Source organism: Clostridium sp. 1001271B_151109_B4 (assembly GCF_015670405.1).
Classification (GTDB): Bacteria; Bacillota; Clostridia; order Clostridiales; family Clostridiaceae; genus Clostridium.
The window spans coordinates 52,963-70,248 of the sequence record NZ_JADPBQ010000010.1 but is presented as its reverse complement, the minus strand read 5'-3'; the positions used below and the strand labels follow the sequence as shown (position 1 = coordinate 70,248).

Genomic DNA, 17,286 nt, shown 5'->3' with positions numbered 1-17,286 from the left:
AAGAGCCTCGAATTGCTTGAAAGCCCTTAGAGCTATTGATACTACAACGTAAAGATGAAATAAGCTTAAACGTGAATGTTGAAAAATTAATAGATTGGGTAATAAGCAGCGAAGTCCTGAATAGGGAAACGTTCAACGACTAGTCCGAGGGGACGTAGCTATGTTTATGAAACATAGCGAAGTGGGGCAGCCCAAACCGTATAAAGGTCGGTGGGTGAAGATATAGTCTATACCCACTACAAAAGTAGTGTTTAAGTATCTCGAAAGAGAGGGTAGTAATAGATAGATTCGGATTTTTGTTATGAAAGAAGACAGGAAGTAATAGATTATGTTGTTGAAAAGTATGGAGTTAAAAATGTATCACAGATAATTACCTTTGGTACAATGGCGGCTAGATTGTGTTTAAGAGACGTAGGAAGAGCTATGAACTATTCATATGGAGAAGTAGATAGAATAGCTAAAATGATTCCTACAATGCTTGGAATCACAATAGAAAAGGCATTAGATTTAAATCCAGAGCTTAAGGCAGCATATGATACAGAAGAAAGAGTGAAAACATTAATAGATGTTAGTAAAACTCTAGAAGGGTTACCAAGGCATTCATCAACTCATGCAGCTGGTGTAGTTATAGCTTCAAAGCCATTAGTTGAATATGTACCACTTCAAAGAAATGATGAAATGATAGTAACTCAATTTGATATGACAACATTAGAAGAGCTTGGACTTCTAAAGATGGATTTCCTTGGGTTAAGAACATTAACGGTTATGAGTGATGCTGTTAAGATGATTAAAGAAAACCAAGGAATAGATATTGATTTAGATAAAATAGATTTTGAAGATAAAAATGTATATAACATGATTGGTGAAGGAAAAACAGCTGGTGTATTCCAATTAGAATCTCCAGGAATGACATCATTCATGAAGGAACTTAAGCCAGATTGCCTGGAAGATATTATAGCCGGTATATCTTTATATAGACCAGGTCCTATGGCGGAGATTCCGAGATATATAGAAGGTAAAAGAAATAAAGACAGTGTGCGTTATGAGACACCAGAACTTGAAAGTATACTGGATGTCACATATGGGGTAATGGTATATCAAGAGCAAGTTATGCAGATTGTTAGAGATCTAGGTGGATACTCACTTGGAAGAAGTGATATGGTTAGAAGAGCCATGTCAAAGAAAAAGCACAGTGTCATGGAGCAAGAAAGAAAGAATTTTATATATGGAATAGTAGATGAAAATGGTAATGTAGAAGTACCAGGTTGTCTGAGAAATGGCATAAGTGAAAAAGCAGCAAATGAAATTTTCGATCAGATGATGGATTTTGCTTCGTATGCTTTTAATAAATCCCATAAAATAGAAAGTGTGGCAATATAAAGAAATTTATATTGAAAACTCCTTAAATTGCTGGAAGTTCCTAAAGCTATTTAGACTACAACGTAATTTGAAAAGATATGCGTGAATGTGGCAGAAATGCAGAAAAAACTAAATAGATTATATATGGGGAGACCCTAAGTATAGTTGTTTTACATGGTGGGTAAAATAAAAATGGATAATCAGCAACGAAATTTCTAAGGTGATAGTTTATATGAATAATAGAACTTTAAAAATTATATACAAATTAAGAACTAATAGAGTAAATGAAAGAGAAATAAAAAGAACGTTAAAAGAAGTTTACGATATTAATTGTACTATTATAGAATTAAAGATTATTATTAATAAAATTCCGATTAATTATGAAAAATATAGTGAAGTAGATAAAAAGAAGATTCTGTATTTATATAAAAAATATATAAATACAGAAAAGTTAGTTATATATTTAAATGAAAAGTATGGATATAATTTGACTGTTAGTAGAATAAGAGATTTTGCATGTAGAAATAGAATAAAAAAAGAGACCCAAAATATGTATAAACAATCATTTATTGATAGAAATGATGAACATGATATTATAAAATTATATAAGCAAGGGTTTACAGCTAATGAGATATCTAAAATTTATGGATATAAAACAAGAAACTCTATTTTACAAAAGCTTGATAAGTTTAATATCGAGAGAAGAAATTGGAATGAAGTGCAAAGTGAAAATAAAGCTTATAGTAAGTTTTCAATGAAAGTTATAGATGATGAATATAAAGCATATTTTTTAGGATTAATATTAACAGATGGATATGTTAATGAAGAAAGAGGATACGTTGGAATAGACTTAGCTGATAAAGATGTAATTGAATTTTTAAGTAAATACTTAAATGTAAGTTATAAAGTAATAAAATCTGAATATAAGGACAAATATAGAATTATTTTATATGGTCGAAAATTATTAGAAGAAATGAAAAGGTTAGGTGTTACTGCAAAAAAAACATTTTCTTTAATAGGTCCTGATTTATATGATGGTGAAATAAAGTATTTATCGTATATAGTAAGGGGAATAATAGATGGAGATGGTTGGATAAGAAAAGACGGAAGAGAGTTTTTTATTTCATCTGCATCTAATGAATTTATAAAATGGTGTAAGAAAGCACTAATATATTTAGGATTTGAGGACTTAGAGGCAAGATTTATAACCAATGAATTTAACGGAATTTATATTATAAGAAGTGCAAAAAAATATAATTTAGAAGTTTTAAAAAATAAGGTATATAATAAACCTTTTGGAATGGAAAGAAAATATAAATTATTATTATGAAAGACGCTCAGAGACTATAATAGGAGATACTAAATAAATTAGTATATGGTATAGTCCAGACTACAACTTTATTTTATAAAGGCTTATGAAAGTAAGAGTAGTAAAGGCAGCAGCCTATGCAGTAATAGGCTATCAGACAGCATACTTAATGCATTACTATCCAGTAGAAACCATAGCAGCAATGGTTAATTCTGTTATGGGAACAAGTGAAAAAGTAGCACATTATACAAAGTTTGCAGAAAGCTTAGGTATACAAGTGTTACCTCCAAATATAAACGAAAGCTATTCAAAGTTTACTGTAAAAGGAAACAGTATAAGATTTGGTCTTGCAGCAATAAAAAATGTTGGAGTAAATGTTGTTGATGGAATAGTTGAGGCTAGAAAAAGCAAAGGCAACTTTGAGTCTTTAGTTGATTTCATTAGTAAGATAGATTTATCAACAATAAATAAAAGGGCTGTAGAAAGCTTAATAAAAGCAGGTGCTTTTGATGAGTTTAAAATATACAGATCAAAATTACTAGCTGTTTATGAAAAAGTAATGGATAGCATATATAATGAAAAAAAGAGAAATATAGATGGGCAAATTAGCCTTTTTGGTATAGCAGAGGAGAGTATAAAGGAGCCTGAAATAAAATATCCAGATATAAAAGAGTTTGCAAAAAATAATTTATTATCAATGGAAAAGGAAATGACAGGACTTTATATATCAGGTCATCCTTTAGATGAATACGAAAAAAGTTTAAAGATGATGACATCGACTACTGTTGAAACTATATTCCAATCATATGAAGCTATTATGGATGGATTAGGAGATGATGATCACTTAATTCAAGATAATCAAAGAGTAATATTGGGAGGAATATTAGCAGAGGTAAATCAAAAGGTAACTAGAAATAACTCAATAATGGCCTTCTTAAAGCTAGAGGATTTAACTGGAGTTATTGAAGTAGTTGTTTTCCCTAAAACATTAGACAAAGTTAGAAATTTAATTAATTTAGATTCCATGGTAGTTATTAATGGTAGGGTTAATATAAAAGAAGATGAAGAACCAAAACTTATTTGTGAAAGTATAGAACCTTTAGAAAAAGTAAATAGTGATAAAGTGTATATAAGAGTTGATGATTTACAAATGGCTAAAGAGATGAAGCCTAAACTAATTGATGTAGTTTCTGAATATAAAGGTGATTCTGCTTTATATGTATTTACTGCCAATGATAGAAAAAATTACAGAATGCCACGACATATGTGGGTTGACTTAAATAGTGAAGTAGTATTTGAATTAAAAAAAGTTTTTGGTGATTCAAATGTTAAAGTTGTAGAATAAAATTGTTAAAAAAATATTATCTTGTGGAAAAATTCTTGAGCAAGATAATATTTTTTTTTAAAATTTGGAACATTTCACAAAAGAATAATAAAAATTAAAGTTTTTCATTACAAATTTAAACCAAAAATATCCATAATTAGCGTTAAAAGTATGTTAATTATATAACAAAGTTTGGTGTAAATTTCTATTTTATAATGAAAAATAATAAAAAAAGTGATAATATTGAAATATGTGTAAAGCTACAAAAATAAAAAATATTTATATAATTTTAATTGATTAAGGGCAAAATAAACAGGTAATAATGTAAATAAACGATAAAATTAGACATAAGAATATTTATTTTAGTTGCAATAAGAAGAGATTACAAGTAAAATAAAAAAGGTGGTAAAAAGTTTAACAATAAAAGAATAATAAGGAATATTTCAAAGTGTGTGGACATGCAGAGTCCTTAGTAGTTTCGAGGAGGAATATTTTATGAAAAAAATAGCTGTTTTAACAAGTGGTGGAGATGCTCCAGGAATGAATGCTGCGATAAGAGCAGTAGTAAGAACTGCAATACATAATGGTATTGAAGTTATGGGAGTACAAAGAGGGTATGCTGGATTAATAAATGGTGAGTTATTCCCAATGAATAGATCATCTGTTTCAGATATAATTCAAAGAGGCGGTACTATTTTAAGAACTGCTAGATGTGTAGAATTCAAACAAGAAGAAGTAAGAAAAGAAGCGGTAAAAATTCTTGCTGATAATGGTGTAGAAGCTTTAGTAGTTATTGGTGGAGATGGATCTTTCACTGGTGCTAAATTATTATCAAAATTAGGAGTTAAAACTATTGGTTTACCTGGTACAATCGATAATGACTTAATTTACACTGATTATACAATAGGATTTGATACAGCGTTAAATACTGTAGTTGAAGCTATAGATAAAATAAGAGATACATCAACTTCTCACGAAAGAGTTTCTATCGTAGAAGTTATGGGTAGAAATTGTGGAGATATTGCTCTTCACACAGGTGTAGCTTGTGGAGCTGAATACATCATTACACCAGAAAAAGGATATGATAAAGATGAATTATGCAAAGTTATCTTAGAAGGTAAGAAAGCTGGAAAAATGCATAATTTAGTATTACTTGCTGAAGGTGTTGGTGGAGCTTCTGAATTAGCTAAATATATTGAAGCTCAAACTGGAATTGAAACAAGAGCAACTGTATTAGGACACATCCAAAGAGGTGGAGCTCCAAGTGCTTTTGATAGAGTATTAGCTTCAAGAATGGGTTCAAAAGCAATTGAACTTTTAATGGAAGGTAAAACTTCAAAAGTTGTTGGTATAAAGAATAATCAAATCTTTGACCAAGATATAGATGAAGCTCTAGCATTAGACAGAACATTTGATGAAAAGTTATATGAGATTTCAGAAGAAATTTCTAAATAATTTAATTAATATTGCCAATATTTTATTTTAAAATACATTAAATTAGATATTAGAAGGAGAGTTTTAAATGAGAAAGACTAAAATGATTTGCACTATCGGTCCAGCTAGTGAAAAGCCAGAAATATTATCACAAATAATCGAAGCAGGAATGAACGTTTCAAGACATAACTTCTCTCACGGAGATCACGAAGAACATGCAGCAAGAATTAACTTAGTTAAGGAATTAGCTAAGAAGTACAACAAAGAAATCGCTGTTATGTTAGATACAAAAGGACCAGAAATAAGAACTGGTAAATTTGATCCTAAGAAAGTTGAATTACAAGCAGGAGCTAAATTCACTGTACATGCAGGTGGAGATGTTATTGGTAACACTGAAGAGTGTTCAGTAACATATGCTGGGTTAGCTAATGACGTTAAACCAGGAGATACTATCCTTATCGATGACGGTTTAGTAGGATTAACAGTTGAATCAATCGAAGGAAACAAAATTCACTGTACAGTACAAAACACTGGATTCGTTGCAACTCACAAAGGAGTTAACGTTCCTGGAGTTTCAATCAAATTACCAGCTTTAACTGAAAAAGATATAGCTGATTTAAAATTCGGTTGTGAAATAGGAGTAAATGCTGTAGCTGCTTCATTCATAAGAAAAGCTTCAGACGTTGAAACAATCAGACAAATATTAAACGAAAATGGTGGAGAACACATCCAAATCATCTCTAAGATCGAAAACCAAGAAGGTGTTGATAACATAGATTCAATATTAGCAGTTTCTGACGGATTAATGGTTGCTAGAGGAGATTTAGGAGTTGAAATTCCATTTGAAAAGTTACCAGCTGTTCAAAAGATGATGATCGAAAAATGTAACGATGCTGGAAAGCCAGTTGTAACTGCAACTCAAATGTTAGATTCTATGATGAGAAACCCAAGACCAACAAGAGCAGAAGTTTCTGACGTAGCTAATGCTATATTTGATGGAACAGATGCAATCATGTTATCTGGAGAATCAGCTAATGGAGATTGGCCAGTAGAATCAGTTCAAACAATGGCTAAAATAGCTGTTGAAGCTGAAAGTAAATTAAACTATGAAACAGCTGTTTCAAGAGCTAAGGCTCATATTCCAGCTGTATCAGGAGTTATTTCAAGAGCTGCTTGTAATGCTGCTAACGAATTAAATGCTGCTGCAATAGTTTCTTCAACTAAGAGTGGATCAACTGCAAGAAGAATTTCTCAATGCAGACCAGAATGCCCAATCGTAGCTGTAACTCCAAGTGAAAAAGTTGCTAAGAGCTTAGCATTCTGCTTTGGAGTTTACCCAGTAGTTGCTGAAGACCAAAATTCAACAGATGCTATGATGGCTAATGCTACTAAGATAGCTGTTGAAAATGGATTTGCTAATGCTGGAGACACAGTTGTAATAGCTGCTGGATTAGATAAAGTTGGATCAACTAATCTTTTAAAAGTAAGCGTAGTAGAATAATTTAACATAAAATAAGAAGTGTAAATTTACACTTCTTATTTTTTTTATAGAGGTTATGAAAAGATATTTTATTATTTAAACTATATCATGAAGAAAAAATGAATAAAATAATTCAATGAAAAGCAAAATAGATCTAAAAACTGCAAGAAAAACCATCAAAAAAAGCAAAAAAATAAAAAGTTAACAAAATGTTCACAAATAAGATTAGGATTTTAGGCTATAATGTTAATATCATGAAATTTCGTAGAGAGATTAAAATGGTACAGTGTGGCAACTGATTCCTTATTTAGCACCGAAAGGTGCTCTTTTTTTGCTCAAAAACAGAAGTTAGCATTTTGAGTCAATTTATAGATCTAAGTTGTAGATAGAATAATTAATAAGTATAGTATATAATGATATGAGATATTACAATATATAAATAAATTTGTAGCCAATGTTAACTAACATGATAAAATATAAGATTGATAGGTGATAAATTTGATAGAGAAAAATAAAGAATATATATTAAATATAATTGCTCAAGGGTATGAAGGTGAAGGAATAGCAAAGGTAGAGGGTACTTTTCCAATATTTATTGAAGGTGCATTAAAGGGTGAAAAAGTTAAAGTAAGAATAGTAAAAGTTAATAAAAAATTTGCGTTTGGAAAATTAATTGACATAATTGAAGCATCTCCAGAAAGATGTGAGGCAAAGTGTGATTTACATAAAAGATGTGGTGGTTGTAAACTTCAACATTCTACATATAAAGAACAGTTAAACTTTAAGTTTGAAAGAGTGAAGGATTGTATAACTAAAATAGGAAAATTAGATGAAAGTATAGTAAAGTTCCCATTAGGAATGGAAGAGCCTTGGAGATATAGAAATAAAGTTCAATTACCTATTGGAATAGTTAATGGAGAATTAAAAATAGGATTCTTTGCACCAAGAAGTCATGAAATAATAGATATGGAAACATGTTTAATTCAAGATGAAGTTGCTGATAAAGTAGTTAAATTGACTAGAGAATGGATTAAAAAGAATGACATAAAACCATATAATGTTGATGGCAAGTATGATGAAAGCGGAATACTTAGACATATAATGATTAGACGTGGATTTACAACTAATGAAGTAATGGTTGTATTAGTTACAAATGGAGCTAAGTTGCCAAACAAAGATGAATTTATAAAATTAATGGTTGATAATATACCTGGAATTAAAAGTATAGTTCAAAATATTAACTCTAAACCAACAAATGTAATATTAGGTCAAGAGTGTATAACATTGTGGGGTGAGCCTACTATAAGTGACTATATAGGTAAGTTTAAATTTAATATTTCACCATTATCATTCTTCCAAGTAAATCCTATTCAAACAGAGGTTTTATATGGTAAGGCACTTGAATATGCACAATTAAGTGGAGATGAAACTGTATTTGATGCATATTGTGGAACAGGAACAATTACTTTATTCCTATCACAAAAGGCTAAGAAAGTTTATGGAGTAGAAATTATTCCGCAAGCTATTGAAAATGCTAATATAAATGCAAAAGAAAATAATGTTGATAATGTTGAATTCTTTGTTGGTGAATCAGAAGTTGTTATACCAGATTTAATTGATAGGGGAATAAAAGCTGATGTGGTAGTTGTAGATCCTCCTAGAAAGGGATGTGACGTTAAGTTATTAAGTGCTATAACTCATATAAATGCAGAAAGAATAGTATATGTAAGTTGTGATCCAAGTACTTTAGCGAGAGATTTAGCTATATTAGAGGAAAATGGATATAAGACTACAAGTGTTCAACCAGTAGATATGTTCCCACATACATCTCATATTGAGAACGTAGCTTTACTTGTCAAAGAACGATAGTGATGAAGAGAAGTATCTAGCACGTTCCATGCAAGGGATGTCAAAGAGTGACTAAAAGGAACGATTTGTTCATCCTACTGCTGAGAACGTAGCTTTACTTGTCAAGGAAAGATAGTGACGAAGAGAAGTATCTAGTACGTTCCATGCATAGGATGTCAAAGAACGATCGAAGTAAGTGATTTGAAACAGCCCACTGCTGAGAATGTAGCTTTACTTGTCAAGGAACGATAGTGACGAAGAGAAGTATCTAGCACGTTCCATGCACAGGATGTCAAAGAGCGATCGAAGTAAGTGATTTGAAACAGCCTACTGCTGAGAATGTAGCTTTGCTATGTTATAAGTAATAGGATAAATATCGAATTAAAATTAAGTAATTAATTATATGAAAATAAGTAATAATCAGGGGAACCAGTCAAATAGGTGCCCCTGATTTAAATATATCTAAAAATATTATAAATATTAATGCATATTATTAATAGAATTGCGATAATAAATAATTTATCTACATTTTTATTATTAATTTTTCTGCTCAACACATTACCAATAAATCCACCTAATACTCCACAGGATATCATTAGTAACAAAATAGTGATATCAAAATAGGGAATATTACGAGTTATTATTGCTGATGCGAGACTAGATATTTGAGAAAGCATAATAACATATATGGAATACATTGTGGCTTCACTAGTAGTCATTGAAAAAAAATAGAATAGTACTATCAAATTAATTGGTCCGCCTCCAATTCCAAGGAAAGAAGACATAATACCTAAGATTAGCCCAATAAGAAATACTATTAGCTTGTTTTTAATATTATGGGTATGAATCTTATATTTATAAATTGTGTATATTAATGTTCCTAATGTAATTATTAATAAAATACCTGCCTGAATTGCTCCGATTTTATCACTATCAGGAAATATTTTTAATATATTTTGAAATAATGACTTACCTATTAGCCCACCAATAACACTACCTAATGCTAAAATAGTTGCAAACAATTTGTTAAAAGTAAAATTATTATTGCTTTTAATATTTTTACTTAATGAAACTATTGACATAGATAAAACTGTACAACCTGATAAAAAGGAAGCTGTTTTGACAGGCATTATTCCAACAGCATCTAGTACAGGCTTTATTATAACTCCGCCGCCAATTCCACATATCGAACCAATGATTGATGACAGCGTACATACACAAATAATGATAAGATATACCATTTTTGCTACCTCACTTTCTATTTTTATTAATTAAAATCTACTTATGAGTATAGCAATGTAAAGTTTTTAAGCTATAGCCTTTAATGATTCTTATATGTATAATTCTGCTTTTTTAAGTAATTATGTAACAGAATACCATTCAGGTGTACGTGATTCTAAGAGGTATTTTTTAAATTTACTTGGTGGTATACCTGTTAACTTTTTAAAAACTTTACTGAAATACAGCGAATCTTGAAAACCTACTATAGAGGATATAGTTGAAATATTCATGGTTCCTTCTTCAAGAAGTTCCTTAGATTTTTCAATTCGAAGTTCATTTAAATAATTCATAGGAGAAATACCAATTTGTTTTTTGAATTTATGTGCGAAATACCCCTCACTTAATTTACAATAGTCAGACATTGATGAAATAGTCCATGGCTCCATATATTTTTGATTAAGTTGAATTATAAGTCTATCTATTGAAAAATCATTTTCAGTAGTTAAAAGGGGTGAGTGAAACAACCTAGAAATCATAGCAAATATAGAATATAAATTACTTACTACGATATCTTCATAATGAGTTTTTTTAAGCTGAAGCTCTGTAATAATTGTTTGAAATAGATGCTTTAACAGTAAATTTTCACCTATATAACAATTTTTAATTTCAAATTTGTTAATAAGAGATTCACATTCCCTCCCAGTAAAATGAATCCAGTATATTTCTGGGTGCTCTTTAGCATAGTAGGAATATACTTGAGGTTCTAGTGGTTTAAATAGGATAATATTACCATGGGATAATGACTTCCATTCATTATCTAATAAATAATGCCCTGATCCTTTGTATACATATATGATCTGATAGTCTAGCCTACCATTAGATCGATTCTGATAATAATCTTTAGTTTTAAAAATTTGTTCACCACAACAGTTTACCATTAACGCAGTAGTATCATCATTGTATCCAATGATTCTTCGTTGATTTCTTAAATGCCCGGAAATATTAATCATATAATTCTCCTCCTTTTATTAAAATACCATAACATAGAAAAGCAGAATCATCCATAATGAAAACAATTTCTTATATAGGATTCCTCTATGTGTCTTAATTATAATAAGGTTATAAAAAAAAGAAAATATGTATTGTTAAATTATGAAAATTGTTAAATTATGAAAGGAGAAATAAATTTGAAAAGACAAGTAGTTTTTTTTATGACTGACACAACAAGAAAAGATATGATAGGGTGCTATGGAAATTCAGACATGAATACTCCATATTTAGATAAGTTAGCATATGAAGGCATAAGATATGAAAATGCATATTCATGTCAACCAGTATGTGGGCCAGCGAGAAGTGCAATTTTTACTGGAACATTTCCACATACGAATGGGATGGTAGCTAATAGCATTGCAATGGGTGCTAATGTAAAGACAATTGGTGAGAGACTTACAGACAATGGAATCAATTGTGGTTATATTGGTAAATGGCATTTAGATGGTGGTGATTATTTTGGTTTGGGAGTTTGCCCGGAAGGGTGGAATCAAGATTATTGGTATGATATGAAATGCTATTTGGAGGAATTGACAGAAGAAAAAAGAGTAAAATCTAGAAATCCAGAAACAGCTTATGAAGAAGGATTTTCTGAGGATTTTACATATGCTCATAAATGTTCAGATAGAGCAATTAAATTTTTGAATGAATTTAAGGATCAAGATTTTTTCCTAACTGTTTCTTATGATGAGCCACATGGTCCATCTTTATGTCCAGCACCATACAATACAATGTATGATGGATTCAAATTTGATAGTTGTCCAAGTTTTCAAGATGATTTATCTAAAAAACCTTTCATGCAGCAAGTATGGGCTGGAAATAATCTCAATGCAACCGAGGAGGAAATTAATAAGCCTTCTAAGGGATTATCTTTATTTTTAGGTTCTAATTCTTTTGTAGATTATGAAATTGGGCGAGTTCTAGAGGTCATTAATCAAATTCTACCAAATGCTTTAGTTATATTTACTTCTGATCATGGAGATATGCTGGGAGCGCATAGGTTATTTTCAAAAAATGCTACAGCTTACAAAGAAGTTGCCAATATTCCTTTGATTATAAAGGGAGGGGTAAAGGGATGCGTATGCGAGGAGGCAGCTTCTCACATTGATATAGCACCTACAATAATGGATTACTTTGGACTACCTATTCCAAAGTTACTTGAAGGAAAGAGTATGTTGAAGCAAATCTATAATCCATCTGAAAAAATAAATGATGTTGTTTTTACAGAATTTACTCGTTATGAGGTAGATCATGACGGATTTGGTGGCTTACAGATAATGAGAGCTGCGATTAGCAAAAAATATAAATTAGTAATTCATTTATTAGATACGGATGAATTCTATGATTTGGATAATGATCCTTATGAAATAAATAACTTAATCATGGATGAATCATATGAGAAGGAACGAAATGAATTACATGATATTCTAATTAATCATATGAATGAAACACGTGATTTGTATAGGGGATATCAATGGTTGATGCGACCTTGGAGAAAAAATATAACTCCTATGTGGGATAATGAAGGTTATACTAGACAACGTGAAAATGAAGAGTATGAGCCTAGACAATTAGATTATGATACAGGATTACCAATGAAGAGTGCAGTAAGACAAAAGAATTAAGGGTGAAGAGAAAAGTGAGAGGGGAAGAGAAAATGAGCGAGAAAAGATATTTAAAATGGTACAATAAGGTTGGATATGGTTCAGGAGACATTGCAGGAAATTTAGTTTTTGCTTTTGTATCATCTTTTGTTATGATTTATCTGACTAATAGTATTGGGTTAAATGCTGGTATTATTGGTAGTTTAATTGCTGTTTCAAAACTATTTGATGGAATAACTGATTTATTTTTTGGAGTTATGATTGATAGGACAAACACTAAGTTTGGAAAAGCAAGGCCGTGGATGTTAGGCGCATTTATTGGATGCGCAATTATGTTAGTTGCTCTTTTTGCAATTCCAGTTGAATTAGGAGAGTTTGCAAAATATGCTTGGTTCTTTATTTCATATATCCTATTGCATGCAGTATTTTATACGGCAAATAATATTGCATATTCTACGTTGACAGCTTTTATAACTAGAAATAGTAAAGAAAGAGTAGAAATGGGCTCTATAAGATTTATATTTGCATTTGCTACAAGCCTTATAATTCAAACGATTACAGTTAGTATGGTAGAGGTATTTGGCGGAGGTGCCATTGGATGGAGAACAGTTGCCATTATTTATGCAATTGTTGGATTAATTGTAAACACAATTTCTGTTTTTTCAGTAAAAGAATTACCTGCTGAAGAACTTTACGATACAACTCTTCAAAAGTCAGAAGAACATTATAGTTTTATCGAAATTGTTAAATTATTAGTCTCAAATAAATATTATATTATTATTTTAGTTGTTGATATATTACGACAAATCTATAATGCAATGATTAATATGGGTATTTACTATATGACATATGTTTTGGGAAGTGAAAAATTATTTGGTGTATTCTCTTGGGCAATTAATATTCCTATTATCATTGGTTTATCAATTACGCCTATGATTGTAGCAAAAATGAAGGGGCAGTACAAGGTAAATGCAACGGGATATATAATTGCGGCTATTGGGCGTATACTTGTTGTAGTAGCAGGATATATTGGCAGCTTACCATTGATGTTATTATTTACGGGAGTTGCTGCCTTTGGTATGAGTGCTTTTCAGGGAGGTTTAAATTCACTTATTGTACAATGTTCAGAGTATACATATCTGAAAACACATAAGAGAATAGATGGCTCTATGTATTCTTGTACTTCTTTCGGATTGAAAATTGGAGGCGGAATTGGAACTGCCATTGCAGGATGGTTACTTGCATATAGTGGATTTGATGGTTCTTTAGCAGTTCAAAGTCAATCATGTATTAATATGCTTTATATTATGTATCTTTGGATACCTATGGGTATCAATATTATTATTGCAATTATGCTGATGAAATTAGATGTTGAGAAAGAAAATGAACGTTTAAGATCAAATATTTAGGTGTAGTTTTAATATATTTGAACAATTGTATTATGACAAAGACCTATATTTATTCATCATCCTTTATTAATTTTAAAGCGACAAGTATGCTAATGGTGATATATTGAAAATTTATTTGTACTAATTTAGTTAAGTGTAAGTTTTGTGATCTAAATTATTATGTATAAGTTTTATAATTGAATTTTAGAATAATTAATTAATAAAAAATAGAAAAAGCGGAAGGAGAGAAAGATGCCCAATATTACGGTTATGATTAAGCCAGCATCAGGATTATGTAACATAAGGTGTGATTATTGTTTTTATTCAGATGAAATACAAAATAGAGAATCTCCATGCTTGAAAATTATGGATGATGAAGTAATTGATAAGGTAGTACAAAAAACATTATCTTTTGCAACTGGCCATTGTAAATATTTATTTCAAGGAGGAGAACCAACATTAGCGGGAATTTCTTTCTTTGAAAAATGGTTAGAATACGAGAAGCGCTATAATGTAAATAATATAGAAATCAGTCATTCCATTCAGACGAATGGGTATTTATTGAACAAGGAGTGGTGTGACTTTTTATCTAAAAATAAGTTTCTTGTAGGATTATCTATTGATGGAATTAAATCAACACATGATTTATATAGGAAGGATTATTCTGGACTAGGAACTTTTGAAAATGCAATGAATGCAGCTAATTTGCTTAAAAATGCAAATATAGAATTTAATATTTTAACAGTAGTTAACAGCAGTACAGCTCAAGAAATTCACAAGATTTATGAATTTTATAAAAAGCAAGGATTTATATGGCAACAGTATATTGCTTGCTTAGATCCAATAGGAGTAAATAAAGTAAAAAAAGAATATTCGCTTACACCAAAAGTATACGGTAAGTTTTTGATAGAGTTGTTTAAGTTGTGGAAAAGGGACTTGTATCAAGGTACTCAACCATATATAAGACAGTTTGAAAATTATATAGGAATTCTTATTGGGGCCCAAATAGAATCATGTGAACAGAGAGGAAGTTGTAGTTTCCAAACTATAGTGGAGGCTGATGGTAGTGTGTACCCTTGTGATTTTTATGCCTTGGATTCGTATAAATTAGGAAATTTCCTCATTAATGATTTTGATGACATTAATTATAAACGGGGAATAATAAAGTTTGTTGAGCAATCTTATAATCATGCAGAAAGATGTAAAAGATGTGATTATTTTAGGATTTGTAGAGGTGGATGTCGCAGACATAGAGAACAGTTTTGTGAGGAAGAAGGGATTAATTATTTCTGTGAAGCATATAAGATGTTTTTTGATGAATGCTTACCAGATATAAAAAAAATAGCAATCCAATGCTTGAAATAATATAATAATTTCACTTGATTTAAATAATCTTAAATATGTTAATGATAATTTAGGGCATCATATAGGGGATGAATTGTTAATGTAGATATTTTAATAGGCAAGGAATAGAAGTAATGATTGAGCTTATCAAGGAATGAATTGTTAATGTAGATATTTTAATAGATATATTGGTGATAAAACTTCTTTAATTGATATATGTATAGAAGCTGATAAAAAATATATGATTGTAAAAAGAAAATAAAAAAATATATAGCAAATATAAAAATGAACATAGTAGTAATATTATGTTCATTTTTATATTTATAAAAGATAAGGATAATCAATATTAATAAATAGTAATAATATTAGGAGTTTTTTTATATTATTATAGTAGTTTATATAATAAAGATAGAAACAGGTTAAATAGATAGTATAATATTACAAAATATGGTATAATTCAATCTGTATAATCTTATCTTTAATTAGAAAATTATGATTTCAAATTTGTGAAATGAAGTTATTTACTTTAAATATAAGGCAGTTTGTAGGTGAATTATGAATAATAGAAAAGATGTGCATACAGCATTGCAAGAGAGTTTTAAAAATTTAATACTGAAGCATAATTTTGATAAGATAACCATTAAGATGATAACTGATGGTGCGGGATTTATAAGACCAACATTTTATAATCATTATGCAGATAAGTATGAAGTTTTAGAGGAAATTTGCTATGAGGATATATTTAAAGGAAGCGAAATGTTAATAGAAAGCAAAATGCCTTATGAAGCTATACATTATATGTTTTCAAGAATAGAAAATAATAAGAGCTTTTACTTACAAGCAGTTAAAGTAACAGGACAAAATTCTTTTGAAGAAATTATTAATAATAATTTAGTTAAAATGTTTAAAAAGTTGTTTGAGCAATATGGAACCAATAATGAAAAAAATGAAAAATTTCCGGTAGATGATATTGCAGAATACTATTCACGAGGGTTAACATTTATAATTAAAAGATGGATAGAAGAGGGAATAAGTATTTCAGCAAAGGAATTATCTAATAAGTATAAAGTATTAGTAACAAATTCATTAGATGATATAGTCAATGATTTAAATGAATAATGTAATTTTAAGAGATGGACCGCTCAGGTATAGTTAATGCACTGAGTGGTCTATTAATTTTTAATATGCTTTTTTAATATACATTTTGTAATGTTTGTATATCAAAAATTACAAATTATTATTATTGTTTATTTATAAATACAAATGAGCGATATTATAGATTCCTTTATTTGGATGATAAGTCTAAAATAAGAAATATGAGGAGGGAATTAGATGAATGGGATTATGGGAAGTCATTATAGTTTCTGTAGGACTATCATTAGATGCATTTACTATAGCAGTATGTAAGGGATCTACACAGGGTAATTTAAAAAAATCAACAGCAATATTAGTTGGGATAATATTTGGAGTAATTCAAACAATTATGTTGGCGGCTGGAATGATTATTGCATTATACCCTATGTTAAATATAAATAATGAAAAAATTATATCAATAAATCAATGGTTTTCAGCGATTATATTATTTTATTTAGGTATAAAATTTTTTCGAAATGCATTTAAGGATAATAAATATAATGAAAGGAGAGAGGAGTTTTTTGGGTATAAAGGCAGTGTAGGATTGGCACTAGCTACAAGTATAGATGCATTTATTTTAGGAATAGGATTTGGCTTATTAAGAACAGAAATTATAAGTAATATATTAATTTTATTTATAGTAACAAGCATATTAGTTGCTATTGGGTTATGGGTTGGATACTGTATGGGTAACAAATATAAAAAACAAATAGATATTTGTGGGGGAATTATTCTTTTAGCTATTGGTATAAAAATTATATGTAATTATTTTAATATTATTTGAAGGGGAG

The 17,286-nt window shown here is 29.7% G+C and carries 11 protein-coding genes and 2 pseudogenes; 11 read left to right on the top strand and 2 right to left on the bottom strand.

All coding sequences use genetic code 11. The annotated features are described in order from the left end of the window. Positions 1 to 282: 282 nt before the first annotated feature. From dnaE to rlmD, 6 genes and pseudogenes are all read left to right on the top strand, one after another. A pseudogene (gene dnaE / locus I4V63_RS08590) lies at positions 283 to 1,356 on the top strand (DNA polymerase III subunit alpha); the annotation flags it as partial. Between the two features lie 235 nt (positions 1,357 to 1,591). Beyond that, positions 1,592 to 2,689: an LAGLIDADG family homing endonuclease gene (locus I4V63_RS08585; RefSeq protein WP_196000884.1), complete on the top strand. Its 1,098-nt coding sequence runs from the start codon at positions 1,592 to 1,594 to the stop codon at positions 2,687 to 2,689. A 106-nt stretch (positions 2,690 to 2,795) separates the two neighbouring features. Then, positions 2,796 to 4,013 (top strand): annotated as a pseudogene (locus I4V63_RS08580) (OB-fold nucleic acid binding domain-containing protein); the annotation flags it as partial. Between the two features lie 474 nt (positions 4,014 to 4,487). After that, a complete protein-coding gene (gene pfkA / locus I4V63_RS08575; protein ID WP_196000883.1) occupies positions 4,488 to 5,447 on the top strand; it encodes a 6-phosphofructokinase in 960 nt (319 codons plus the stop codon). Positions 5,448 to 5,514: 67 nt separating this feature from the next. Continuing rightward, positions 5,515 to 6,927 (top strand): pyruvate kinase, encoded by a 1,413-nt coding sequence (gene pyk / locus I4V63_RS08570; protein WP_196000882.1) that lies wholly within the window; start codon positions 5,515 to 5,517, stop codon positions 6,925 to 6,927. Positions 6,928 to 7,404: 477 nt separating this feature from the next. After that, complete coding sequence (gene rlmD / locus I4V63_RS08565) at positions 7,405 to 8,775, top strand: 23S rRNA (uracil(1939)-C(5))-methyltransferase RlmD (protein ID WP_196000881.1); 1,371 nt, start codon at positions 7,405 to 7,407, stop codon at positions 8,773 to 8,775. A 431-nt stretch (positions 8,776 to 9,206) separates the two neighbouring features. On the opposite strand, the gene I4V63_RS08560 is transcribed toward rlmD, so the two are convergent. Together I4V63_RS08560 and I4V63_RS08555 are read right to left on the bottom strand one after the other, a co-directional pair. Further along, a complete protein-coding gene (locus I4V63_RS08560; protein ID WP_196000880.1) occupies positions 9,207 to 9,995 on the bottom strand; it encodes a sulfite exporter TauE/SafE family protein in 789 nt (262 codons plus the stop codon). Positions 9,996 to 10,115: 120 nt separating this feature from the next. Next, positions 10,116 to 10,985, bottom strand: a complete 870-nt coding sequence (locus tag I4V63_RS08555) for an AraC family transcriptional regulator (protein ID WP_196000879.1) — start codon at positions 10,983 to 10,985, stop codon at positions 10,116 to 10,118. A gap of 177 nt (positions 10,986 to 11,162) precedes the next feature. Here I4V63_RS08555 and I4V63_RS08550 point away from each other — a divergent pair, with 177 nt between their 5' ends. The 5 genes from I4V63_RS08550 to I4V63_RS08525 all read left to right on the top strand — a co-directional run bounded on the left by I4V63_RS08550 (position 11,163) and on the right by I4V63_RS08525 (position 17,279). Further along, positions 11,163 to 12,650: a sulfatase-like hydrolase/transferase gene (locus I4V63_RS08550; RefSeq protein ID WP_196000878.1), complete on the top strand. Its 1,488-nt coding sequence runs from the start codon at positions 11,163 to 11,165 to the stop codon at positions 12,648 to 12,650. 32 nt (positions 12,651 to 12,682) lie between these two features. After that, the gene (locus tag I4V63_RS08545) at positions 12,683 to 14,038 is read left to right on the top strand and encodes a glycoside-pentoside-hexuronide (GPH):cation symporter (RefSeq protein ID WP_196000877.1); all 1,356 of its coding nucleotides are present in this window, start codon (positions 12,683 to 12,685) and stop codon (positions 14,036 to 14,038) included. A gap of 231 nt (positions 14,039 to 14,269) precedes the next feature. Beyond that, positions 14,270 to 15,382 (top strand): anaerobic sulfatase maturase, encoded by a 1,113-nt coding sequence (locus tag I4V63_RS08540; protein ID WP_196000876.1) that lies wholly within the window; start codon positions 14,270 to 14,272, stop codon positions 15,380 to 15,382. 534 nt (positions 15,383 to 15,916) lie between these two features. Continuing rightward, complete coding sequence (locus I4V63_RS08530) at positions 15,917 to 16,480, top strand: TetR/AcrR family transcriptional regulator C-terminal domain-containing protein (protein WP_196000875.1); 564 nt, start codon at positions 15,917 to 15,919, stop codon at positions 16,478 to 16,480. A 217-nt stretch (positions 16,481 to 16,697) separates the two neighbouring features. Then, positions 16,698 to 17,279: a manganese efflux pump gene (locus I4V63_RS08525; RefSeq protein ID WP_196000874.1), complete on the top strand. Its 582-nt coding sequence runs from the start codon at positions 16,698 to 16,700 to the stop codon at positions 17,277 to 17,279. Positions 17,280 to 17,286 lie beyond the last annotated feature (7 nt).